At 57.9% G+C, this 23,329-nt stretch carries 25 protein-coding genes, 1 tRNA gene and 1 pseudogene; 16 read left to right on the top strand and 11 right to left on the bottom strand.

Annotated features, from left to right (window positions below):
• Nucleotides 1–27 precede the first annotated feature (27 nt).
• The 12 genes from ACP7AP_RS09945 to ACP7AP_RS09890 all read left to right on the top strand — a co-directional run bounded on the left by ACP7AP_RS09945 (nt 28) and on the right by ACP7AP_RS09890 (nt 11,897).
• A complete protein-coding gene (locus tag ACP7AP_RS09945; RefSeq protein WP_426034057.1) occupies nt 28–681 on the top strand; it encodes a GntR family transcriptional regulator in 654 nt (217 codons plus the stop codon).
• 121 nt (nt 682–802) lie between these two features.
• A complete protein-coding gene (locus ACP7AP_RS09940; protein ID WP_426034056.1) occupies nt 803–2,191 on the top strand; it encodes an aspartate aminotransferase family protein in 1,389 nt (462 codons plus the stop codon).
• Nucleotides 2,192–2,723: 532 nt separating this feature from the next.
• Nucleotides 2,724–2,930 (top strand): hypothetical protein, encoded by a 207-nt coding sequence (locus tag ACP7AP_RS09935; RefSeq protein WP_426034055.1) that lies wholly within the window; start codon nt 2,724–2,726, stop codon nt 2,928–2,930.
• Between the two features lie 242 nt (nt 2,931–3,172).
• Nucleotides 3,173–4,207: a cysteine synthase A gene (locus ACP7AP_RS09930; protein WP_426034054.1), complete on the top strand. Its 1,035-nt coding sequence runs from the start codon at nt 3,173–3,175 to the stop codon at nt 4,205–4,207.
• Complete coding sequence (locus ACP7AP_RS09925) at nt 4,204–6,753, top strand: DUF3772 domain-containing protein (protein WP_426034053.1); 2,550 nt, start codon at nt 4,204–4,206, stop codon at nt 6,751–6,753. Before ACP7AP_RS09930 ends, ACP7AP_RS09925 begins: the two co-directional genes overlap by 4 nt.
• Complete coding sequence (locus ACP7AP_RS09920) at nt 6,750–7,472, top strand: alanyl-tRNA editing protein (RefSeq protein ID WP_426034052.1); 723 nt, start codon at nt 6,750–6,752, stop codon at nt 7,470–7,472. The genes ACP7AP_RS09925 and ACP7AP_RS09920 overlap by 4 nt, the downstream gene beginning before the upstream one ends.
• A gap of 213 nt (nt 7,473–7,685) precedes the next feature.
• Nucleotides 7,686–7,775, top strand: a tRNA-Ser gene (locus ACP7AP_RS09915).
• A gap of 149 nt (nt 7,776–7,924) precedes the next feature.
• Nucleotides 7,925–9,127, top strand: a complete 1,203-nt coding sequence (locus ACP7AP_RS09910; RefSeq protein ID WP_426034051.1) for a tyrosine-type recombinase/integrase — start codon at nt 7,925–7,927, stop codon at nt 9,125–9,127.
• Between the two features lie 76 nt (nt 9,128–9,203).
• Entirely contained in the window at nt 9,204–10,028 is an 825-nt protein-coding gene (locus ACP7AP_RS09905) for a hypothetical protein (RefSeq protein ID WP_426034050.1), read from the top strand.
• A 100-nt stretch (nt 10,029–10,128) separates the two neighbouring features.
• Nucleotides 10,129–10,341 carry a MerR family transcriptional regulator gene (locus ACP7AP_RS09900; protein ID WP_426034049.1) on the top strand — a complete coding sequence of 71 codons (213 nt, stop codon included), beginning with the start codon at nt 10,129–10,131 and terminating at the stop codon, nt 10,339–10,341.
• Complete coding sequence (locus ACP7AP_RS09895; RefSeq protein ID WP_426034048.1) at nt 10,341–10,760, top strand: helix-turn-helix domain-containing protein; 420 nt, start codon at nt 10,341–10,343, stop codon at nt 10,758–10,760. Before ACP7AP_RS09900 ends, ACP7AP_RS09895 begins: the two co-directional genes overlap by 1 nt.
• 114 nt (nt 10,761–10,874) lie before the next feature.
• Nucleotides 10,875–11,897: a tyrosine-type recombinase/integrase gene (locus ACP7AP_RS09890; RefSeq protein WP_426034047.1), complete on the top strand. Its 1,023-nt coding sequence runs from the start codon at nt 10,875–10,877 to the stop codon at nt 11,895–11,897.
• Here the strand turns inward: ACP7AP_RS09890 and ACP7AP_RS09885 are convergent.
• Nucleotides 11,894–12,367: a hypothetical protein gene (locus ACP7AP_RS09885; protein WP_426034046.1), complete on the bottom strand. Its 474-nt coding sequence runs from the start codon at nt 12,365–12,367 to the stop codon at nt 11,894–11,896. The two genes, ACP7AP_RS09890 and ACP7AP_RS09885, sit on opposite strands and share 4 nt — an antisense overlap.
• A gap of 342 nt (nt 12,368–12,709) precedes the next feature.
• Here ACP7AP_RS09885 and ACP7AP_RS09880 point away from each other — a divergent pair, with 342 nt between their 5' ends.
• Nucleotides 12,710–15,112: a hypothetical protein gene (locus ACP7AP_RS09880; protein WP_426034045.1), complete on the top strand. Its 2,403-nt coding sequence runs from the start codon at nt 12,710–12,712 to the stop codon at nt 15,110–15,112.
• Nucleotides 15,113–15,890: 778 nt separating this feature from the next.
• On the opposite strand, the gene ACP7AP_RS09875 is transcribed toward ACP7AP_RS09880, so the two are convergent.
• The 5 genes from ACP7AP_RS09875 to ACP7AP_RS09855 form a co-directional block, all read right to left on the bottom strand.
• A complete protein-coding gene (locus ACP7AP_RS09875) occupies nt 15,891–16,025 on the bottom strand; it encodes a hypothetical protein (RefSeq protein WP_426034044.1) in 135 nt (44 codons plus the stop codon).
• A 496-nt stretch (nt 16,026–16,521) separates the two neighbouring features.
• Nucleotides 16,522–16,920, bottom strand: a complete 399-nt coding sequence (locus tag ACP7AP_RS09870; protein ID WP_426034043.1) for a hypothetical protein — start codon at nt 16,918–16,920, stop codon at nt 16,522–16,524.
• Complete coding sequence (locus ACP7AP_RS09865; RefSeq protein ID WP_426034042.1) at nt 16,917–17,126, bottom strand: hypothetical protein; 210 nt, start codon at nt 17,124–17,126, stop codon at nt 16,917–16,919. The genes ACP7AP_RS09870 and ACP7AP_RS09865 overlap by 4 nt, the downstream gene beginning before the upstream one ends.
• The gene (locus ACP7AP_RS09860; protein ID WP_426034041.1) at nt 17,123–17,326 is read right to left on the bottom strand and encodes a hypothetical protein; all 204 of its coding nucleotides are present in this window, start codon (nt 17,324–17,326) and stop codon (nt 17,123–17,125) included. The genes ACP7AP_RS09865 and ACP7AP_RS09860 overlap by 4 nt, the downstream gene beginning before the upstream one ends.
• A gap of 45 nt (nt 17,327–17,371) precedes the next feature.
• Complete coding sequence (locus ACP7AP_RS09855; protein WP_426034040.1) at nt 17,372–17,662, bottom strand: hypothetical protein; 291 nt, start codon at nt 17,660–17,662, stop codon at nt 17,372–17,374.
• A gap of 96 nt (nt 17,663–17,758) precedes the next feature.
• Between ACP7AP_RS09855 and ACP7AP_RS09850 the strand changes: the two genes are divergently transcribed.
• Complete coding sequence (locus ACP7AP_RS09850) at nt 17,759–18,007, top strand: hypothetical protein (protein ID WP_426034039.1); 249 nt, start codon at nt 17,759–17,761, stop codon at nt 18,005–18,007.
• Nucleotides 18,004–18,234 carry a hypothetical protein gene (locus tag ACP7AP_RS09845; RefSeq protein WP_426034038.1) on the top strand — a complete coding sequence of 77 codons (231 nt, stop codon included), beginning with the start codon at nt 18,004–18,006 and terminating at the stop codon, nt 18,232–18,234. Before ACP7AP_RS09850 ends, ACP7AP_RS09845 begins: the two co-directional genes overlap by 4 nt.
• A 56-nt stretch (nt 18,235–18,290) precedes the next feature.
• On the opposite strand, the gene ACP7AP_RS09840 is transcribed toward ACP7AP_RS09845, so the two are convergent.
• From ACP7AP_RS09840 to ACP7AP_RS09830, 3 genes are all read right to left on the bottom strand, one after another.
• Complete coding sequence (locus tag ACP7AP_RS09840) at nt 18,291–18,821, bottom strand: HGGxSTG domain-containing protein (RefSeq protein WP_426034037.1); 531 nt, start codon at nt 18,819–18,821, stop codon at nt 18,291–18,293.
• Entirely contained in the window at nt 18,808–19,239 is a 432-nt protein-coding gene (locus ACP7AP_RS09835) for a terminase small subunit (RefSeq protein WP_426034036.1), read from the bottom strand. The genes ACP7AP_RS09840 and ACP7AP_RS09835 overlap by 14 nt, the downstream gene beginning before the upstream one ends.
• A gap of 544 nt (nt 19,240–19,783) precedes the next feature.
• Entirely contained in the window at nt 19,784–19,966 is a 183-nt protein-coding gene (locus tag ACP7AP_RS09830) for a hypothetical protein (RefSeq protein ID WP_426034131.1), read from the bottom strand.
• Here ACP7AP_RS09830 and ACP7AP_RS09825 point away from each other — a divergent pair.
• Nucleotides 19,927–21,651, top strand: coding sequence for a helicase-related protein (locus ACP7AP_RS09825; RefSeq protein WP_426034035.1), 1,725 nt, complete (start codon nt 19,927–19,929; stop codon nt 21,649–21,651). The genes ACP7AP_RS09830 and ACP7AP_RS09825 overlap by 40 nt on opposite strands.
• Here ACP7AP_RS09825 and ACP7AP_RS09820 read toward each other — a convergent pair.
• Together ACP7AP_RS09820 and ACP7AP_RS09815 are read right to left on the bottom strand one after the other, a co-directional pair.
• A pseudogene (locus ACP7AP_RS09820) lies at nt 21,592–22,150 on the bottom strand (transposase); the annotation flags it as partial. The gene ACP7AP_RS09825 and the pseudogene ACP7AP_RS09820 overlap by 60 nt on opposite strands.
• A 211-nt stretch (nt 22,151–22,361) precedes the next feature.
• Complete coding sequence (locus ACP7AP_RS09815) at nt 22,362–23,324, bottom strand: aminotransferase class IV (RefSeq protein ID WP_426034034.1); 963 nt, start codon at nt 23,322–23,324, stop codon at nt 22,362–22,364.
• Nucleotides 23,325–23,329 lie beyond the last annotated feature (5 nt).

The following is a 23,329-nucleotide window of genomic DNA, read 5'->3' as shown; positions in this document are numbered from 1 at the left end:
GCGCTTAAAGCAATGAGTGCAGGCCGCATGACCGAAGACGCCCGTAAAATCCCGACCCATGAGACGACCTATGCCCGCCTGCGTGACATGATCCTGTTTGGGGTTTTGCAGCCGGGTCAGCCAGTGACGATTCAGGGCCTGACGGCCGGGCTGGCGGCCGGGATGACTCCTGTGCGCGAGGCGATCCGGCGCTTGGCGGCGGAGGGGGCATTGCTGCCGCAGGGCAATCGGCGGGTGACGGTGCCGCGGCTTACGGCGGGCGATCTTGATCAGGTCGCCTTTGCGCGGTTGACGATAGAGCCGCATCTGGCGGGGCTGGCGGTGATCACGCCTGCACTGATTGCCAAGCTAGAGGCGTTGGATTTGGCGGTGGACGCTGCGATCCGCGCCGATGATGTCTCGGGTTATCTGCAAAGCAATCATGCCTTCCATTTTGCTCTGTATGAGGCGGCAGGGGCGGGCGTGTTGTTGGATATGGCGCGCTCGCTTTGGCTGCGGTTTGGACCGAGTTTGCGGGTGGTGTCGTCCCACAGTGGGGCCACAAGCCTGCCGGATTCGCATAAAGAGGCCCTCGCGGCGATGCGGGCAGGCGATGCGCCTGGTCTGTCGGCTGCGATGCAGCGCGACATTGCGCAGGGCGTGGATCAGGTGCGCGCGGCGTTGCAGCGTGGTGAGATTTAGGCGGGTAAAACGACCTCGAAATAATTTGATCAAATTCCTTGAACACGGACTCGTTTGATCATATCCTGATCCAAAGGCCACCGGATTCGGGCATGGCCGCACGTATCAAGAGGGTCATGCGATGAACAAAATCACCAACCACATGCCGACGGCGGAACTGCAAGCGCTGGACGCCGCCCATCACATGCACCCGTTTACCGAGAACGCCGCGCTGGCCAAAAAGGGCGCGCGGATCATGACGGCGGGCAAGGGTGTCTGGCTGACGGATAGCGAAGGCAACAAGATTATCGACGGCATGGCGGGGCTATGGTGCGTCAACATTGGGTATGGTCGCACCGAATTGGGCGATGTCGCCAAGGCGCAGATGGATCAGTTGGCCTATTACAATACGTTTTTCCAGACCAGTCATGTGCCTGCCATCGCTTTGGCCGCGAAGATCGCCGAACTTGCCCCCGAGGGCATGAACCATGTGTTCTTTGCCGGATCAGGCTCGGAAGCCAATGACACCAATATCCGCATGGTGCGGCGCTATTGGGACATCAAGGGCCAGTCCGAAAAGCGCATCATCATCGCGCGGCACAATGGCTATCACGGCTCTACCTTGGGTGGCGGATCATTGGGCGGCATGTCGGCGATTCACAATCACGGCGGCAAGATCGCGGGTGTGGTGCATATCGGCGAGCCGAACTATTGGGCGCAGGGTGGCGAGATGACGCCCGAGGCGTTCGGGCTGATGCGGGCGCAGGAACTTGAGGCGAAGATCCTTGAGTTGGGCGTCGAGAATGTCGCGGCATTCATTGGTGAGCCGGTGCAGGGCGCGGGTGGGGTTATTGTGCCGCCTTCGACGTATTGGCCGGAGATTCAGCGTATTGTGGACAAGTATGGCATCCTGTTGATCGCGGATGAGGTGATCACCGGGTTTGGGCGGACGGGAAATTGGTTTGGCTCGACCACATTCGGGATCAAGCCGCATATTATGACCATCGCGAAGGGGTTGTCGTCGGGCTATCAGCCGATTGGCGGCTCGATCGTCTGTGATGAAGTGGCGGAAGTGCTAGGCAGCCACGGCGATTTCAACCACGGCTACACCTATTCCGGGCATCCGGTAGCGGCAGCGGTGGCGCTGGAAAACCTGCGGATTTTGCAGGAAGAAAAGATCGTCGAGCATGTCCGCGATGTGGCACATCCGTATCTGGCGAAGAAATGGGCGGCGCTGGCGGATCACCCGATGGTGGGCGATGCGCAGTTGGTGGGGTTGATGGGCTCGATCGCTTTGACACCGGATAAGGCAAAGCGGGCGAAGTTTTCGTCGGATGTTGGCACGGTTGGCTATCGCTGCCGCGAGCGGTGCTTTGCCAACAATCTGATCATGCGGCATGTGGGCGATCGGATGATTATCTCGCCGCCGCTGGTGATCACGACTGATGAGATTGGTGTGCTGATTGATCGGGCCTCGTCCTCGATTGATGAGTGCTATCAGGGCCTGAAAGCGGACGGGTTGTTTAAGTAAAGCAAGGCGATTTTTGAGAAAAATCGTGGGTGGGGCTGCAAGGCTCCGCCCTTTTCTATGCGGTGTCCACGCGTGGACAGATTGGGTTATGCTGTATTATCAATGGGTTGTTATGGGACGTTGATGTCTTGTTAAACATTGTGGGGCGGTATGGTGCGGCGCAATACGGCACCTCGCATGGCGGGGATTGACGGAGTTTTAAACATGCGGGGACTGTGGATGCGGGCGCGCGGTTTGGCTGTATTGGGTCTGCTGGCCGCTTGTGTAGGGGCAGGTCCTGGCACTGTAAGCAACGCTGGCAAGAGCGAAGCGATTGTTGGCCCCATCGCGTGACATCGAGGAAGGGGCCTAAGCTTGCCCGCAAGAATGACGGATTGACGCCGCTGATGTTTATGTTCGCTTGGGCATCGCCCGCGGCACATCTGGGGGGATCAAAGCGGATTGGCAGAGCGAAGCGGCATTGCAGGGGGTATGTTTACACGCTGCGCAGGATCATGGTGCCAAAGGTTTACACCACCACAACGGGCGGTTGGTGATATCTACGATTGGCGCGATTGATGCGGGCCTCTGCGGTCACCAGTTGAACCTTTCGGTCGCACAACCTGCGGCGATGGCACCGCAAGCCTTGGCTGCCGCGCAGTCCTGCCATTGGGTGGGGTTTGATCCGGCTTGCCTTGCGCGCGTGTCCAATGCGGCGGGCGCTGCATCGCACATGCTGCATGTGCGGGCTGATTGCTAAGCCGCGGGCCTGAGCACCTGCGAGCCTGCGGTGTGGAGCAAGCGTCGAAGCCTCCGGCGGGGATATTTGAGCCAAGATGAAAGCCCGAGGGTGGGGATTGTTTGGGCTGGCGGGGGATTGCTGGAACGCGGTTCAACCCGGCCTGCGCAAGCGGCGCGGATTTCCTTTTCGGTCTGGCTGCGCTTGAGTTTGCCCGCCCGCTCGCCTATTCCTTTAGCAACGGTATAAAGGATGGTTTTCCCATGCGGATTCACAGTGACCTGGCTGACACGATTGGCAACACCCCGCTTTTGAAGCTGAAACGCGCCTCGGAAATCACTGGCTGCACAATCTTGGGCAAATGCGAGTTTCTCAACCCCGGTCAGTCGGTGAAGGATCGCGCGGCTTTGTACATGATCCGCGATGCGGTCGCCAAGGGCCAGTTGCAGCCGGGCGGCACCATTGTCGAGGGCACGGCGGGCAACACCGGGATTGGCCTCGCGCTGGTGGGAGCGAGCATGGGGTTTCGCACTGTGATCGTGATTCCCGAGACGCAATCGCAGGAAAAAAAGGACATGCTGCGTTTGGCGGGTGCCGAATTGGTGCAGGTGCCAGCCGCGACCTACAAGAACCCGAACAACTATGTGCGCTATTCGGGCCGTCTGGCGGAAGCTTTGGCGCGCACCGAGCCGAATGGCGCGATCTGGGCCAATCAGTTTGACAATGTCGCAAACCGTCTGAGCCATGCGGAGACCACCGGGCCGGAGGTCTGGGAGCAGACCGGCGGCAATGTGGATGGTTTCATCTGTGCAGTAGGCTCTGGCGGCACTTTGGCCGGGGTTGCCTTAGCGTTGCAGCCCAAAGGCGTGAAGATCGGTCTGGCCGACCCAGAAGGGGCGGCACTGCACGCGTTCTATACCACGGGTCAGTTTGACAGCCCCGGCACCTCGATCACCGAAGGCATCGGGCAGGGACGGATTACCGCCAATCTGGAGGGGTTCACGCCCGATTTCAGCTATCGCATCCCGGATGCCGAGGCTTTGCCTTTGTGCTTTGAGATGCTGGAGGAGGAAGGTATCTGTCTGGGCGGATCATCCGGTATCAACATCGCGGGGGCGGTGCGGATGGCGCGCGAAATGGGGCCGGGCCATACCATCGTCACCATCCTGTGCGATTACGGCAACCGCTATCAGTCGAAACTTTATAACCCGGCCTTCCTGAAGGAAAAGGGTTTGCCGGTGCCGAAATGGCTGGATCGTGCGCCATTAAGCATCCCAACGGTGTTTGAAGACGCATGATCGCGCTTTTGCTGCGCAGGCTGCTGCTGGTTCTGGTGTTGCTGGCCGCGCTGGGGCAAAATCTGCCAGCTTTTGCGCAGGACACCCCCGCGAGCGATGATTACAAGACCTTCGAAACCACCGCGTCGCAGATCGAGGATCTGGTCAGCCAAGCCCAGGTGAATGACGAGCGCCTCGGCGGGATGCGCGCCGAGATGGTGAAATGGCGCTCGACCTTCACCGCGGCGCAAAGCGCGAATGCCGACCAGATTGCCACGATCAAGAACCAGATTGCAGCGCTTGGGCCGACCCCTGCCGAGGGCCAGGCCGAGGATGCGATGATCGCCAAGCGGCGGGTCGAGCTGAACGCAGCACTGGCCAAGCTGCAAGCCCCGGTGCTGACCGCCGCCGAGGCGACCACCCGCGCCGACAGCACCATCGGCGCGATCGACAAGCTGATGCGCGAACGTCAGGCCGACAAATTGCTGCGCTTGTCGCCCTCGGTGCTGAACCCGGTGAATTGGCCGGCAGCGGCCAAAATGTTCCGCTGGATGGGCCAGTGGATCTGGGATGAAACCCGCTGGCGCTTCACCCGGCCCATGAATGTCGATCAGTTGCGCGACAACGCGCCGTTGATTATCGGTTTGCTGCTGATGACCTCGCTGTTGCTGCTGCGCGGCGGGGCTTGGATGCGGCGGTTGACCGCTTGGCTGCTGAGCAAGACCCATATGCGCGGGCGCAATCTGATCTCGGGCTTTGTGTCGCTGGGGCAGGTGGCGCTGCCCGTGGCGGGCGCGGTTCTGCTGTATGTGGCGCTGGAGCGGGCCTCGCTGTTCGGGCCGATCGTTTTGTCGCTGTTTGCCACCCTGCCAGCGTTGGTTTTGACTATCTTTCTGACGCGCTGGCTGGCGCAGCACATCTTCCCGGTCGATCCTGCGCAGGAAAGTGCCATCGGTCTGAGTGCAGAAGGCCGCAGCGAAGGCAGGTTGCAAGCGGTGCTGCTGGGGGTGTCCGTCGCGCTTTATGATCTGGTGGCGCTGTGGATTGTGCCGCGTGCAGCTGATTTTCTGGGCGGTTCGGTCAAGATGGCGGCAGACCGCGCGCAGCAAGTGGCGCAGGCTACGGATGCCGCGATTTCGGTCGTGCAAGTGCCGCTGCAGATCTTCGCGGCGATTGCGCTGTTTCGTCTTGGCCAGATCCTGCGGCGACAAAGCGGCGCGGGGCAGGGCGGTGACGCTGCGGCGTTCCGCTCTAAGCTGGTGTATTGGGTGTCGACTGCCGCCATCGCCATCGCGGTGGTGGCCCCGAGCCTTGGCGTGATCGGTTATGTCAGTGCCGCCAATGCGCTGATCTGGCCTGCGATCAACACGCTGTCGCTGTTTGCCATGGTGGTGGTGCTGCAAGGATTTTTCGCCGAATTATACGTCACGATGGCGCGCACGCCCGAGGCCCGGCACGATGGGCTGATGCCAGTGCTGGCGGGGCTGGTGATCAGCTGTGCCGCATTGCCGGTGCTGGCGCTGATCTGGGGCGCGCGGGTTGTTGATCTGGTCGAGTTGTGGACGTCGTTCCGCTCTGGCGTCTCGTTGGGCGGGGTGCGGATCTCGCCGACGAATTTCATCATCCTCGTCGCGGTGTTCGCGGTCAGCTATGCGGTGACGCGACTGGTGCAGGGCGGCTTGAAATCGTCGATCCTGCCGCGCACGTCGCTGGATCAGGGCGGACGCAATGCCATCGTCTCGGGGGTGGGCTATGCCGGGATCTTTCTGTCGGCGCTGCTGGCGATCAATGCGGCTGGGATTGATCTGTCGGGCTTTGCGCTGGTGGCCTCGGCTTTGTCGGTCGGTATCGGGTTTGGCTTGCAGACGATTGTGTCGAACTTCGTCTCTGGCGTGATCTTGCTGGTCGAACGCCCAGTATCCGAGGGTGACTGGATCGAGGTCGGCACCACGTCGGGTATCGTCAAGGCGATCTCGGTGCGCTCGACCCGAATCCAGACTTTTGACCGCTCTGATGTGATCGTGCCGAACTCGGATCTGATCACCGGGCGGGTGACGAACTGGACCCGGTTCAACATGTCGGGCCGGATAATTGTGCCGGTCTCGGTGCCGTTCACTTCGGACAGCCGCCGGGTTGAAGCGCTCCTGCGCGAGATTGTTGAGGCGCAGCCTTTGGCGGTTTTGACGCCGCCGCCGATCATCGCGTTGATGGGGTTCACTGGCGAGCTGATGAATTTCGAGATCCGCGTCATTGTGCGGGATATCTACTTTCAGGTTGCAGTGCGATCAGAGATCAACCACCAGATTGCCGAGCGATTCCACGCCGAGGGCATTTTGTTCTCGAACGCGCATCGCGATTACCTGAAGCGTCTTGCCGATGAGGCGGCGGCAGAGGCCGAGGCTGTGGCGGAAGAACAGGCCAATCTGAATGCGGTGCAAGCCTTGCTTTCGCCCAAGCCCACCGCCAAGCGGCTCTCCAGCCCAGCCAGTCCTGATGCGGCCAGTGCTGATGCGGCCAGTGCTGATGGGGCCAGCCCAGACAATACCCCCAAGGACACCAACGCATGACCACCACCCTGCTGTTTCTCGACGATGCCTATTTGCGTGAGGCCGAGGCTGTCGTGCTGGCACATACCCCCGAAGGCGGCATCGTGTTGGATGCCTCGATCTTCTACGCCACGGCAGGCGGGCAGCCGGGTGACAGCGGCCTGATCGTTTGGGCGGGCGGGCGGATGCCGATTGCAACGGCAGTCAAGGTCGAAGGCGGGCTGATCGCTTTGGTGCCAGCCGAGGCCGCCGCCTTGCCATCGGTGGGCAGTAAGATCACCCAGCGCCTCGACTGGCACCGCCGTCACCGCCACATGCGGGTGCATACCGCGTTGCATCTGTTGTCGGTGGTGATCCCCTTGCCGGTCACCGGCGGGCAGATTGGCGCCGATAAGGGCCGTCTGGATTTCTTGATGCCAGAGCCGCCCACCGATGTAGCCGCGTTGAACACCGCACTTAACCTCTTGATCGAGCGTGATCTTCCCGTCACCGAATCGTGGATCAGCGATGCCGAATTGCGGGCCAATCCGCAGCTTGTCAAAACCATGTCGGTCAGCCCGCCGCTCGGGCAGGGCCGTATCCGTTTGGTGCGGATCGGGCAAGGTCAGGCGCAGATTGACCTGCAACCCTGCGGCGGCACCCATGTTGCCCGCACCGCCGAGATCGGCCGGGTCGAGATCGGCCGCATTGAAAACAAGGGCAAACAAAACCGCCGGGTCAACCTGCTGCTGGTCGATTAGGGCGTGCCCGGGTTTATGCGAATTCACTCTCCCCCCGCACTCCCCCACGAACGCGTTTGCAAGGGCAATCGCAGCCTCGCGGGCAGAGCGAATGCATGACCCCAATCAATCGCACCAGGCGCTAAACCGCGCCGAAAATCCTGCAAAAACCGCGGCAAATGCCAAGTTTCCCCCCTTGCGCCCGCGCTGTGTTGCAGGCTAAACACCCGCAACGGATCGGTGGCCGAGTGGTCGAAGGCGCACGCCTGGAAAGTGTGTAGGCGGGGAACCGTCTCTAGGGTTCGAATCCCTATCGATCCGCCAACCCTCCATATTTTTGAGTTTGATCGGGTCGTCTTGCGCGGCCTTTTTGTTTGATTTTATTGGGCTTTTCCGACTTTCATCATTGCGCTGGATTTGTTTCGATTGCGGTCGTATGCTTTCCTTGCGTGGTATGAAAAGTGGTATGAACCTTGGCACTTACTGGCAAGCTGACAAAGAAATTGGTCGAGAATCTTGGCGCTGGGCGTCATGGCGACGGCGGCGGCCTCTATCTGGTAGTTGATCCATCTGGCGCGCGGCGCTGGATTGTGCGCGTGGTGGTTAAGGGGCAGAAGAATCTTAAAGGCGCGCCATTGCGGACTGACTTTGGCTTAGGTGGTGCTGATGTCGTTTCGCTGAACCAAGCGCGCGAACGGGCATTGGAATATCGGCGGATGGCCAAGCAAGGTTTGAACCCTCGTTTCAATGCCAGCCGTGAGATACCTTGCTTTGAGGAAGTCGCGCGGCAAGTTCACATTGATCGAATGCCAACGTGGAAGAATGACAAGCACGGGGCGCAATGGATCAACACTTTGCGCGACTATGCCTTCCCTAAGATTGGCCGGATGCCGATTGATAGCATTGGTCAGCCAGAGGTTTTGATGTGCCTTTCGCCCATTTGGACAGCAAAGCATGAAACCGCGCGTCGTTTGGCACAAAGAATCAAGATTGTGCTGGATGTGGCCAAATCCAAAGGCTTCCGGTCGGGTGAGAATCCGGTAACGGCGATCCATGATTTGCAAGTCTTGCCCAAGGTGAAAGCCAAACCCAAGCACCATAAGGCGATGCGTTGGCAGGAAGTGCCTGCATTCTATGCAGACTTGCGAACCCGCGATGCTATGGCCGCTAGGGCCCTAATGTTCACTTCCCTAACAGGTTCGCGCACGGGCGAGGTTTTGGGGATGAGATGGGAAGAGCTTGATTTCGACGCTGGGTTTTGGGCTTGCCCAGCGGTACGGATGAAGGGCGGCGAGTTGCATCGGGTGCCGTTGACCGAAGAAATGCTGGCAATCATCCAGCCTTTGCGCGCGATGCAGTCCGAATATGTGTTTGAGGGCCAAAAACGGCACAATCCGCTGTCGAACATGGCCATGCTGATGCTGTTGCGCCGGATGCAGGTTGAGGGTGTTACGGTCCACGGTTTCAGGTCGACGTTTAGAGATTGGGCATCAGAGGTTGCAAATGCGCCGCGTGAGGTTGCAGAAATGAGCTTGTCGCATAAGGTGGGTTCCGATGTGGAGCGTGCCTATGCGCGGTCGGATTTGTTGGAAAAGAGGCGGGGATTGATGGAACGTTGGTCAAATTTTGTCTGTGGCACCGAAACCGAAACCCAAGATCTGAACAAAATTGGCTAGACGCAAGGATTTGATCGTAGGGCGCTCGACTGAAGCGTGGCTTGTTGAGGCGTTGGGGTATTGGTCGCGAGCGTCGATGCGTGACATCCTTGCCGACATCGAAAAGCCAAAATTCAACCTGTCAAAAGTTGAAGCGCGAACTGGAATTTCGATTCAGGAAGATATTGCTACACAAATTCAACAAATATATGGCAGTTACGCGACCGAAGTTTTCAGTTCTGCAATTTCAAAAATTCTGCCGTCTACAGACAACATTTCAGCACAACAGTCTGACGAGCTGGGTCAGTCAGAATTCAAAAGTTTGATTGAAAAACTTCAAAGAAAGGCGGCAGAGCTAGAGGAAATTGTTGATTCGCTGGCTGAATTTGACTGCGGTCTATTGTTTAGACCAGAAGACAATAGAGATCGGTCAATTTATAAAAGCAATCTAGCCTCTCTAATAGATCTAAAATTTGGGTGTAGCGCAGCCAGCTACCGTTTAACCCAGCAAGAGTTCTCCGACTATTATTCATTTCGTAAGTTGCTTGACTATTACAGAAGATTCGAGAATATAAATCGACCGTTTAACAGTCATTATGCAGCACGTTACTCTCTTGAAACTGGCCATACCGATTACGAGCGTTTTATTCGACACATTGTTGTTCTACTAATGCAAAGTGGCTATCCGGCAACTATAACAATTCCAACTGACACAAACCCTGACTATGAATCACCGCTAATAGCCGCTTTGTTGGAATTGCAACAACAACACAATTCTGCATTTGCAACCGTTACTAAATATGACCTCGATTACACACAGAGGTTCAGCTATCGGCAGTTTGCGCATCTCTTAGGCCGCATCATCGCGGACATACGGAAGATCGAAGAAGTTTTCTCTGAGATCATCCGTCGACACGCTTAAGCCAAATTCCGACGATCCAGCACAGAAAATGTGGATTATTCTGCCCGAAAATTTCCGGGTAGGTCGAGACCATCGAAGAAAATCAGATGGGACTCTGGTAATGGCAAACCTATTCGAGCAAAACCGAAACTATGTGCTTGGCGACCCCGAACTTGACCTGATTGGCGACCGCGACAAGTTGGCGCAATGGCGGCACAAGAACACCGGGCCAGCCTTTTATCGCCTTGGTCGCAAGATCATCTATCGCGGGGCTGACTTGAACGATTGGGCGGAATCCAGTCGGGTCGACCCCGGCAAAGGCGGGCGCGGCTGATGGCAAAGCGCGTATCGGCGCGCAAAGTCAAAATCCACAACCAATACACCTATGAGCAGGCGGCGGATGCGCTGGGTGTTTCGGTGCAAACGGTGCGGTTGTGGCGGCAATCTGGCTTGCCCGTGCTGGACAGCCAGAAACCACATTTGATCTTGGGCTTTGCGCTGAAAGACTTTCTGGCCAAACGCCAGAACAAGCCCGAACGGCGCTTGGCGCGGGATCAGTTCCTTTGCATGACCTGCAACGCCGCTCGGCGGGCTTACGGTGGCATGGCCGATTATCTGCCCTACACCGCCACGCGGGGCAGGCTAGAGGCGCTTTGCGAGGCTTGCGAAGGGCTATGCGGCAAGTTTGCCAGCCCGTCACTTTGCGCCGCTGTTGCCCCGGTTCTGACCATCACCACACGCAACATGGAATGACCCTAAAGGAACCTGCCAGACCTAGCGTGAACCATAACTTCCGCGACACCGCCTTCCACGCGGAACAGATGCCCAGAATCCCCGCAAACTCAAGCAATAGAAGGACAGCAACCGATGCCCCGCTACACCGAGGAAAATGAACGTATCAAACACGATTACGCCAGCTATTTGCGCCATGCCAAGGGGCAGGATGATGCCTCTATCGACAAGGCACAGGCGGCGATCCGGCGGTTTGAGGAAAGCACCAAATTCAAGCCGTTCAAGAAATTTCACCGCCAACAGGCATTGGACTTCAAAACGTTTCTGGACAGGCAAAAGAACGCGACTACGGGCAAGCCTTTGGGCTTCTCAACCGTTGATGCGACCTTGCGCTTGGTCAAAGTGTTCTTTCACTGGCTGGTTAGCCGCGCTGGGTTCAAGCGGGTGCTGACATATCCCGATGTCGAGTATTTCAACAACACGCTGAAAGCGGGGCGGGTGGCGCATCGCCAACGCGAGATTCCTTATCCGTCGATGCAACAGGTTGCCCACGCGTTTCACGCAATGCCATTTGAGACGCCATTTCAAAAGCGCGACAAGGCGTTGCTAGCTTTTTTCATGCTGACAGGGGCACGGGATGGCGCGGTGGCGTCGCTGAAACTGAAACATGTGAATGTCGAACTGGGCCATGTGTTCCAAGATGCGCGCGAGGTGAACACCAAGGGCGCGAAAACCATCATGACCCAGTTCTTTCCGGTCGATGTGGCCTATCGTGATTGTTTTGCTGATTACGTCGACTATCTGCGCAAGATAGAGCTGTTCGGGCCAGAGGATGCGCTGTTTCCCAAGGCGCGGGTGGGTGTGGTGGCGGGGCAGGGCTTTGCCAACCTTGGCCTTGCGCGCGATGGCTATGCGGGTGGGGCCAAGCTGAACACGATCATTCGCGCGGCCTTTGCGGCGGTGCAGTTGCCGCAATACACGCCCCATGCCTTCCGCAAGACGCTGACCCTTTACGGCAATGAGCTGACCAAGACGCCCGAACAGTTCAAGGCGTGGTCCCTGAATTTGGGGCATACGAATGTGGCGACCACGATGAACTCTTACCTGCCCGTATCGACCGAACGGCAGATGGAGTTGATCCGAAACATGGCGGATTAGGACGGGAGTTCAAGCTTTCCGGCAAGCGATTGAATGGCAAGCGATATTGCCTTTGCCTGTTGGCCCAACGCCTCTAACGCCTGCAAATCCATTTCATCCAAGGTCGCGCTGGATGCGTCCAGCTCTTGCAGAAACTGCCTGCCTTCAAACTGGACCTTATCAATGGGTGAGCGGTCAAAAAGCCCCACATGTCTAGACAGTGTCAAAGGTTGCTTGCGCGCATGGCTGGCCCAGTTGGCGCGGAAGACTTGGCACGTCAGCTCAAGCGAAACTTGGGCTTGTCGCGCGTCATTCAGCGCGGCTTTGGTCTGTATCCGTAGCGTGTTCAGTTCTGCCTGTTTGGTTTGTTCAAGGCCAGACTTGCCAACGCGATAGGCCAAATGCGCATAGAACAACGCGGCGCAAGTGACGGCGAAAGAGCCGATTTCAAACCATTGGCGCGTGATCCAGTCCAAAAAAGTGTCGATCATATCCCGTCTTTCACGCGCGGTGCCTGCCACCCGATGCCCATATGGGAAGCTTTGCGCCGCTGCACAATATGGAAAGGGGTTTGCGCCTGTCAGAACCGTTGGTTAGGGTTGCGCGCAAGACGGTTGCCCAGCGCCGGAATGGTTTTCAGACAGGTAAGACGATATGCCCACTTTGCGATGGTTGACGCGGGATCAGGACGTGCGGGCGGCGGAAAAGGTGCCGTATCGGTTACAGGGATTTGAGCCAGCTCTAAGGTGCTGCGACCGCGACACGGGCAATATGCTGATCCAAGGCGACAACCTGCAGGCGCAGAAACCCTCCCTTCATGGGGAATTAATCGTATGAGTCTTCACGCAGCACTCAACCGCGCTAGAACCGAGGAAGACATCAAGGACGCTTATATCGCGGCGCTAGGCCTGAAAGGCGTGTATAAGGGGCTGGTCGACATCCAAACCCCTGAAATCTGGTTCGAGGCCAAGGATACGCCCACCCCGCCACTGCTGATGTTCGCGCAATTGCTGACCTATGTCCGTGCCGCGCGCAAGCGGGGCGAGCCGATCCCCGGCTTTCTGTGCGTGATCGACCGCGAGAAGGCGGCCCTGATGCCGACAGAGCACGCCTTGCCGCTGCTAAACGACCCAACCATCGTCTGGCCTAAATCCGGCTCTGCGGCGGATAGGGCGCTGGCAGCGCAGATCGCCCCCACGATTGAGACGCATTATATCCTGTATCAAATTGACGGGTATGAGGCGGAGTTCATTCAGGCCACCAAAGATGCTGTGCGCGAAGGCCGCATCATACGTACCCCCATCACGCCCGACAATTTGCGCCAAGTATTCGACAAATGGGTGGCGATGGTTGGCGTTGAACTGGGCGTGACGCGAGACGCGGACTATGCCGTGCTGTTCTTCGCCGACATCATGCATGATGGGCGCACAGCGACGATGGCAAATCTGCCCGCGCGCCTTCTATTCAATGGCATCGATCCCGTGTTCATCATGGGGGCCGACCAATACGAACTTGCAAGCGCGCGCGGCTATCGCAATTTCTGGAACATCTACCACCGCCCACCCGAACAAAAGCATCGGCACTATCTGCTGGAAAGGCGCGACAGCCTGCTGCCGCTGGACGACCAAAAGTTCAAGGGCGCATTCTATACCCCGCTACATATCGTTGACAAAGCCTATGACCAACTCGTCGCCACTCTGGGGGCGGACTGGCAAGAAAAATACATTGTCTGGGATATGTGCGCGGGCGTCGGCAACTTAGAGGCAAAGCATAACAAACTGCGCAATATTTTCATGTCCACGTTGGATGGCGAGGACGTGACAATCATGCGCAGCAACCCCGCCTTCGCTGGGGCCGAGATTTTCCAGTATGATTATTTGAATGACGATGTTGATGAGTTTGGCCAGATCGACCATTCCCTTTCGAACAAGTTGCCAGCGGCTCTGCGACAGGCGATTGCCGATGCGCGTGAGGGTAAGAGGGGTGCAAAGCCTATCTTGGTGCTCATCAATCCGCCTTATGCAGAGGCGATGAATGCCGATAACATCACCGATGATGGCGAAAAAGCGGGTATGAAAACGGGTGTTGCCAAAAACCGTATTAGTTATGGGATGGGTCTTCTCGGCTATGCTGCGCGCGAATTGTTCGCGCAGTTTCTGCATCGGATAGGTCGCGAACTTCCGCGCGCGAAACTGGCGATGTTCAGTACACTAAAATATGTGAATGCGCCGAACTTTGCCGAGTTTCGGCGGGACTGGACAGCGAAATATCTAGATGGGTTTATTGTTCACAGTAAGGCATTTGATGGGTTAAAGGGCAACTTTCCGATTGGGTTTTTGGTTTGGGATTTGGCGGTGAATCTGCCTGCGCGATCTGTGGGAACAATCGCATTGGACAAATTGGGCGAAGTAGTAGGGCAGCACACATTTTACCGCGAGCCGCTGCGCCCACCTCTGGCCGACTGGATTATTCGACCAAGAGCGAACAAAACGCCTGCCTTGCCCCTCAATAATGCCTTATCGCCTACCCCACGGACTAAGGACGTGCGCGGTCGGTATTGGGCAAATGGTGCAATTGGAAGTATGATGTGCAAGGGAAATGATTTTCAGAATGCAGTGAAATCAACGGCCCTTTTCTCATCGGGATATAACAGCGCAGGTGCATTTTTTGTAACCAAAGAAAACCTATGGCAAGCGGCAATTGTTTTTGCCGTTCGCCTGCTCATCAAACCCACATGGCTCAACGACCGCGACCAGTTCTTGCAACCCTCGCAGACGCTGACGGATGAATTCAAATCCGATTGCCTTGTTTGGATGCTGTTCAACCGCAGCAATCTGACTGCGGGGGCGGACGGGCTGCGCTGGAATGAGCTGGACTGGTCGCTGACCAATCACTTCATCCCCTTTACCGAAGCCGAAGTTGGCGCAAGGGCGCGGTTCGAAAGCGATTTCATGGTGCGATATATGGCGGGCAGAACCTTCTCGACCGAAGCCCGAGTTGTGCTGGATGAAGGGCTTAACCTGTTCCAACGTTTTCACGCCACCAGTTTTCCGAACAAGATTAGGCAGGAATATCAGCTAAATCGTGCGGATGCAGGTTGGTATCAGGTGCGCCGCGCGCTGGAAGCCTTTGGCGATACGCAATTCACCGACGTCGAGCCCTTCAAAGCCGCATACGCAGACCTGTCTGCAAAGCTGCGCCCGCAGGTGTTCGAGCTTGGATTTTTGCCGAGCTAGGTAGGGTCGAATGCCGAACCGGGCAGGATCATACGCTAAGGAATTTCAAGGCTGGTCGAGCCATGGCTTTGCAAAGTGAAAGCCGACCGTTACACATTGCACTGTTGGGCGGGGGAAGGGCGCTGCAGGTCCGGGGTGTGAAGTAAGCGGGGCAAATTGTGCAAGTCATAAAAGCCCAGGAAATGGCGAACCCTGAGTTTCATGTGGTATTTTTTGTGGTATGAAACTGAATAACTACTGGAATTCCACATTAAATCAATAGCTTGATCAAGCAGTTCTAAAGCCTATCGGTCCGCCATTTACCATTGAAATCATTGAATAATTCATGATTTTTTAGGTATACCCCTCAACAAACCCATCATAGAAAAAACGCTTGATTGCGATGGATTGCAGTGGCGGAGCAAAGGGATTCGAACCTTTAGCCCCAGACCCGCCCTCAAATTGAGGCTGAAAAGTCCGGCCCGCCGTTGAATGCACTCACCTTGGGCGCGGCCCCTAGATCGGCCTAGTTTACGGCCTCACCCTCAGATTTCCAGCATGGCGCTTTCACCCCATCCACGCCCGTGCGCGTTACTGCGCAGCAATCAGGCTAACACCCCGTCCCCCGCGTGCGCGTACTTGTGCGAGAATACCGCATTCCGGCCTTTCCGTATGCTGGAAAGGCTACCTTTCGCCTGTTCTGGAAACCCCGGCTTTCCTGATAGGGAAACCCCGCCTACGGTCCCCCTGCGCGAAGGTGGCAGAGATTGGACACCCGCCCCTTGCGCTGGGCGTCGGCCTATCTTTGCGCGTAAGGCGAGGTATAGACGGGCGAAGTCGTATCATCGGCAAGCTGCAAGGCCGGGAAAGCGTCAAAGAAGCGTTGTGCGTCTTGCAAGGTCCGAAAGTAGACCGCCGAAACATCCCGCGACATGCGCCCCGCCGGATGATACGCAAAGCCGCTCAGCCCAAGTTCTTTGATAAGCCAAGAATGGGGATCAATTCCCGCGCCCGAAAAGCCGCTGCCCGGCACCACGATACAAATGCGGATAGGCCACGATCTATCATCAACGGCTTTTTGTGGCGTGCTGCGGCGGCTCATGGACAGGCACTAGCACGAAATCGCAATTCCATGGGAATATTCTATAACTGGCGGGAACCAGACCAATGCCATCCAGTTATAATGGAGTAAATAGTGTCCCGTGCTTGCAAGTTCTTGTTGATCCGTTTTGAAGGTTTTTGGTTACGAGGCGCGCTGGAACGTATCCCCTGTCCAGCGCGCCTTTTTTGCTTGTTCATCCCCCACACAAGGCGAAAGCCCCGCGCTGGGCGGGACTAACACTCCGTAGGCGGGGTCCAGAATCTTATGGTAATCTTAGAGTCATTGCCCCGCATTTTGCCGCCGATGCGTTAGGGTGACGTTAGGGTCATTACGTGCGGCGCTGCCATTGCGGCATCCCCACTAGCGCCTCTATCTCGGCACATAGCGGCTCCGAGTGTTCGCAGATATGCACCACATCGCCAGAGCCGAAGGCATATAGCTTCATCGCCAGATCGGCGGGGGTGCGTGACGGCAAGGCGAATATCGCGGTTTCAATATCGTGCCACCGCTTTATCGCCTCGGCATCATCGCCCCCGGTTGCGTCCACATAATCGCGAGCGGCGGTCCAAGCCACAAACAGGCGGGCAATCTCGGACGGCGGGGCTTCGACAACTTGCGCCCGCTTGGGCATCCGCAGCGGTTCCCGGCGCTGCCAAGCGGTGCGGGGGTCAAACAGCCAATTCAGATTGAGGCGAAGCGCCGCAGCGGCGCGAAGGGCGAGGCTCATTTCAGGGCGTCAATTTGTGCTGGCAAGCCTTCTGTCTGGGCGAGGGTTATGCGCAGAAGGGCGTCCAGTTGATCCATGCCCCGGATGCGGTGGCCGTTGCTGTCCACGAAAGGCAACTCTGCCACCAGATCAAGGGCGAGGCCCACAAGATTTGAAACGTCCGAGCAACGAATGGCGATGGTGTTGCGATCAAAGTCGATGGTCATTGCGCCACCTCGGCCATCATGCCGGGGACAAGGGTTTTCAACCCGGTCAGTGCGCCATCAAGCAGGTTGGTGACGTGAAAAGCGACGGCGGCAATCGCCTTGGCTTCATCATCCTCGGGGCTGCCAAACGCCATGCGTATGGCCTCGGCAAAGTGGCGGGCGTCGCTGATTGTGTCCATCGCATCAAGTAAGTCTTTCATCGGCTTTCCTTTGGGATTGAGGTTTTGTCGGTTAATTCGGTTTTGTCAGGCGGCAAGGGCTTCGCGGCCTTCGGCTGCCGACAGCGCGGCGCGCATGGCATCAAGGCGGGTCCAGTCAGAGCCCCGCATGGTGTCCTTGCACTCGAAGGCCCACAGATCGGCGCGAAGCTGGGCGGCGGTGTTGGTTGCAGCGTTGGCGGCACGCTTGGCCTCGCCCCATGCGTCTTGCAGGGCATAGCGCAGGCGGCGCAGGCGATACTTCTGCCACTCGCTGCCCTTCTTCACGATAGCCCAAGCGCGGCGCATGATTTCTGATTTGTTGAATGTCGTTGCCATAGTATCGCCTCACTGCTACATAATAAATGTAGTTTGATACACACAGCATGTCAACACATGGCATGTATTTTGTTACATTTTTTATGTAGGAACGCGATGAAAGCCTTAGATCAAAAGACCTGCAAGGCGGCGCGGGCATTGGCAAATTGGACGGCGTCACAGCTTGGCGAGGCTGCGGGCGTTCCTATCGACACGATCCGATCCTTTGAAAGCGCTCGGACCAAGACTCTCAGCCGCGAAAATGAAGCCGCAATCCGCAAGGCCCTAGAAGCCCAAGGCGTCCAGTTCCTAGAGGCTGGGCAGGTTGCGGCGGGGCCGGGGGTGGCCGTGGGGGCGAAGGAATGACTGTACCCAAAGTTATCAAAAGCCCGCTGTCGCAGGTCTTGCTTGTCGAAGGCCATCGGTTTGAGGTTGGAATTTACCGGGACGAGGTTGCCGGGTGGTTTCTTGAAATTGTGAATGAGAAAGGATCGAAATTCGTGTGCGATGAGTGGTTTTCCACGGATGCGGACGCCTTGGGTGCGGCAATAGCTGATTTTGAAAACCAGCCGATTGAAGATTTCTTGGGCTAGGGGGCGGTTTGGGTAGCCCCCGACTGGGTTGGCCCATGCGGCCCCCGCGAGGGCGCTCAACTCGGCACATCCAAGGCCTTCACGCGCGCCCAGCGCCTTCTCTGAGCCTCTGCAATGCGGGCCAGCCCCTCGGGCGTCTTGGCCCCGGTGGATTTGCCGCCGTGAAACTTGCAGCGCCTCTTGCCCGGTTCTGACTTGTTGCGGCATTGCCCACCCTTGCGCGTCTTGGCCCCGCATATGACGCGCCGGGTGGCGATGTGATGGGCTTCGCGTTGCTTACGGCGGGCAAGATAGGCGGCGAATAGCACCTCGGCTTGGGCGTCGGCCTGCTCGCGAAAACTAACACCCCGCCCCCCCGCGCGCGCAATACTGGACGGATTACTCCGCAAACCCAAAGCCTCGGCCATCAATCGCCATGCGCCATGCCATCCGATTTGCGCTTTGGCTTCCCAATACTTGACGGTATCGCGCGACACGCCCGCACGCTTTGCCAGATCGGCTTGAGTTATCTTTGCCGCCTTCCGTGCGGCCCGCAACTCGGCCCCGGTCATAGCTTGCGCGCCCTTGCCGCTCTCAAAGGTCGGCATCATCGCCGGAAATGGTTATGCTAAACACGTGAGCTTCCTGCTTATCCACCAGCAAGCCATGCAGCTTTGCTTTGCCCATTGTCGCGCCTGTCATTGCGGCGGGATTCAAGGTTTCTTTCGCAACCTTGCGGGCTTCGTCTAATTCGGTCGTGAGGCTTTCGAGTGTCACCATAAGGCGGGTGGCGGCTTGGCCTTTGAGTTCTGCCACCCTAGCCGAAACCTTGCCGTTAGTTGCCAATGCGCTGGCCTTACGCCAAATGGTTTCGGGCTTTGTGTTTTCGCCTACATCATAGGCGAGGCGGTAAGCTTCGGACGCGTTGCCCGTCTCAATATAAGCGAGGCAAAACGCTTCCTGTTTTGCGGTTAGACCCTTGGACATTGCGTCACCTCTAGTCTGAATGGTGTTATATTGTAACATTGCTTCATCTCGGCATCACCCCAGACAGAGCCGCCAACAGGTCACGGCATAGGGTGAGGGTTGCCGATGGTGATAGAGGCACCGCCGCGACTTCCTTGCCGCTTTGCCAGAGGTGCAAGACAGGGCCGGGGCGGATGGTGAGTAGCGCGGCTGGCCTTTGTGCATCACCCATCACGCGGCACCCCCACCACAATGCGGGCAGGCACCGGGCAGCACCCAATCCCTGCACGCCCCGCAGAACATGCGCCCATCAGGGCCGTGACGCTCCCACGCGGTAAGCTTGCGCCATTCGTCTAGGCTGACTATGCGGCCTGTCCAAGTCAGGGGGCTGCCCGTGATGGATCGGCCATGCCGGAACGGGTCGCTTGCATCCGGGGCGCTGGGCTTAGGCGCGAAAGGCAAGACGGTGGCGGGCGCGATTTCAGCAGGGGGCGGGCCGCTATTCCTGCTATTCCCGCTATTCGGAGGTGGCGGAATAGCGGAAATAGCGGAAATAGCGGGCGGGGTGGCTTCGCTCAGGATTTCAGCAAGGGCGGCTTGAACGTCAAACAGCATTGCCAGCCCTCACAATCCGATAGGCTTCTTTGCGCGATACCGCCCGCACCTCGGCCCCTTCTGGCAGCGCGACAAGCCAGCCAGCCTTAACAAGCGCGCCCAGCGGCCCAGACAGCTTAGAGCGTTCGCGCAATGCGTTCGGCCCATGCTTCAGAATGTCGCTCGGCAGCACATCATCATGCGGCCATTCATGGCGGGGTTTCTCGTGAAGACCGCCGCAAGATCATTGAACGATTCATGCAGGATCGGGATATGCTCGTGCTGATCGCCAACGATGCGGCAGGCGAAGGCGTTAACCTTCAGCGTGGCCACCTGATGGTCAACTATGATCTGCCGTGGAACCCCAACAGGATCGAACAGCGATTTGGACGGATTCACAGAATCGGACAGACCGAAGTGTGTCATCTGTGGAACCTGGTCGCTGCTGATACGCGCGAAGGGGAAGTCTATGGTCGCCTCCTTGAAAAGCTGGAAGCAGCGCGGGAAGCGCTGGGCGGCCGCGTATATGATGTCCTCGGCGAGTTGTTCGACGGAACCCCCCTTAAGGATTTGTTGTTCCAGGCGATCCAGTACGGTGAACAGCCCGAGGTCAAAGCGCGGCTATTGCAGACTGTTGACGGTGCCGTCGATCAGCAGCACCTGTTGGAGCTACTTCAACGTCGGGCCTTGACCAACGAGACGATGCCCGCCGCTAAGGTACAGGAAATCCGTCTCGATATGGAGCGCGCCGACGCCCAACGCCTTCAACCGCACCATATCCAGAGCTTCTTCATCGAAGCGTTCAAACGGCTGGGCGGCCAGATCAAGCCGCGCGAGGAGGGACGGTGGGAGGTCACGCACGTTCCCGTCAGCATCCGAGAGCGAGATCGCCAGATCGGCACCGGTTCGCCGGTGCAAAAGAAGTACGAACGCATCTGCTTTGAAAAATCGAAGGTAAATCAGCAGCCGGTCGCCACCTTCGTCTGCCCCGGTCATCCCCTTTTGGAGGCGGTGATCAGCATCGTCCGTGAGCAATACGACCATCTGATGAAGCAGGGCGCTGTCATGGTCGATGAAACCGACCTCGGCCAGGACATCACCGCGATCTTCCTGCTGGAACATAGCGTCCAAGACGGCAGGCCTACCAGCATCGGCAAACCGCATGTGGTTTCCGAAAAGCTGCAGTTCGCAGCCATCGACAAGGCGGGCACCGCCACCAACGCGGGTATTGCGCCCCACCTGAACCTTCGCCCTGCGAAACCCGAAGAAATCAAGCTGGCCGAGGACAAGCTGAACGAGGATTGGCTTCGTCACGATCTGGAAAAGACCGCTGTACGCTTCGCGACCGTTGATCTGGCGCAGAGTCACGTGGCCGATGTGAAGGCGCGCCGTCTGCCAGAGATCAGGAAGGTCGAGCAGGAGGTGAAGGCCCGGCTGAAGAAAGAGATCAACTATTGGGACAACCGGGCTGCAGAACTGCGGGAAGACGAGAAGGCTGGCAAGAAAACCCGCCTCAACTGGCAGAACGCCCAGCGCCGCGCCGAAGACCTCGCTGATCGCTTGAAACGCCGGATGGAGCTGCTGGAGAAGGAAAAGTTCATCTCGGCCCAGCCGCCCCGTGTGCGCGGTGGCATGGTTGTCATCCCGCAGGGACTGCTGAATGCGCGCGCATTACCCAAGACCAACGGTCATGTCAGCGCCTTTGCAGAAGATCCTGAAGCCCGGCGCGAAAGTGAGCGGCACGGCCTGACCGAGGCGATCTTTGCGGATGTGAACGCGCATCTGGCCGACAAGGGCACCTTCCTGTCAGCCGAGAAGCCAGTGCCCCGGCACAAGGCGGCCTTCGATTTCCTCGGGGCGATGGATTATCCGCAATGATTCCGGGGCGATAGAGCCACCGGGCAGCGTGGTGCGCCGAAGTCCGCGGGATGGTTTGTGCTGGCGCAGCGCCACGATCATCTCGGCTTTCAGCCCACCTCTCGGCTGCGCGTAGATCGCGGCATAGATCGTCTCGTGGCTGATCAGCCGGGTCGGATCTTCGGGGTGCATGGCGGTCAGTTTGCGCGCAATCTGCTCGGGAGACCAGCGCATGTGTAATCAGTTTGCCGCGCACAAAGCCATGCAGCCAGCCGCCGGGGACAAGCTTTCGCCGCCGCCCGCAGAGCTTGCGGCGCGCCCGATACCCCGCACCGCCAAGCTGCGCGCAGTAGGGCTGGGCGGGCTCGCCCTCCGTACGGCCCCGAAACAGTTCCTGACCGATCGTGGAGGCGCTGCGTCCCAGCAACAAGCCGATCGCTTGAAGACTCGCCCCGCGCCGATGCTCCGCCAAAATCACGCCACGTTCCTCGCCGTTGAGGTGCTTGTACCGTTTGTCCATCGCAACATCCTATGCCCCATGGGCGCTGGGTGTTGCACTTGATGTTTGAGTCTAAGCTGGTCTGGGAACGCCGGTTGGTTTAAGATTTCCAATCTTCGTATCAGGGATTTTTTAAAAATCGCCATTAGTCCTGTGCAGTTATAAATGTGGCCATTGTCAATAATAATCTGCGGCCGATTTTAATAGTCCAAAAATCCTACCGACCCCAACCTCAGTGGTAGTTAATTGCAAAGCTGAGTTCAGGATCGTAATGCGCATCCCAATAGCCCTTCCACAGTGATTTCGCGATGGGGCCAACCGTGCCATCGCCCACCGGCGCACCGTCGAGCGTGGTGATCGGCATCACCCCGCCTGCGGTGGTGACGAACAGGATCTCGTCTGCGTCATAGGCCATGCTGACCGGGATATCGTCGATCACATATTCCAGCCCCTGCGCCTTAGCGACGGCCAGCACCGATTTGCGGGTGACGCCTTCCAGGACACCCCGGCGCGGGGTGTAAAGCTTGCCGTCCTTCACCAGAATGACGTTGAAGCCCGAGCCCTCCGTCAGGTTCGCATCGCCATCGGTTAGGATCGGGTACATCGCGCCGCGGTCGCGGGCCTCAAGAATACCGCGGGTGAAATCGCCCCATTGCAGGTTCTTCACCGTGGGGTCGATTGCACCGGGAGCGATGCGTCGCACGGTGCGGGCGATGATGGTGCTGCCGCCGGTTTTCTGGGTTTCTTCGTCCATCACCCAGAGAAAGGGCGTGACCATCATGTAGAGCGAGTTTTGGCAATCCTCTGGCGCGGTTTGCCGGATGTAACGCAGGCCACGGGTAAGGATCATCATCACATAGGCGTCGCGGATGCCGCTTTTCGCCACCATCTCGACCAGACGACTGCGGGTTTCCTCGCGCCCGATGGGGTTGGTCAGGCGCATCTTGGAGCAGCTTCTCTCAAACCGGTCAAGGTGATCGTCCAGCCGGAAGAAGCGGCCATCCCAGACGGCAGGCACGTCATAGGTCAGATCGGATTTCATGAATCCCTGATCCAGCAGTGGAACCCGCGCCTCGTTGACGGGCACATATTGCCCGTCAACATAGGCGATGCCCTGCGCGAAAGGATTGTCCGAGGTTTTTAATTCGGCAAGGCGGCGGTGGTATTCGGTAAAGATATAGTCGGTGTAGGACATCTGAA

Origin of the sequence: Cypionkella sp. TWP1-2-1b2 (assembly GCF_049896245.1) — a bacterium.
GTDB lineage: Bacteria > Pseudomonadota > Alphaproteobacteria > Rhodobacterales > Rhodobacteraceae > Cypionkella.
Note: the sequence above shows the minus strand (reverse complement) of the source record. Positions and strands in the feature narration are given on the sequence as shown.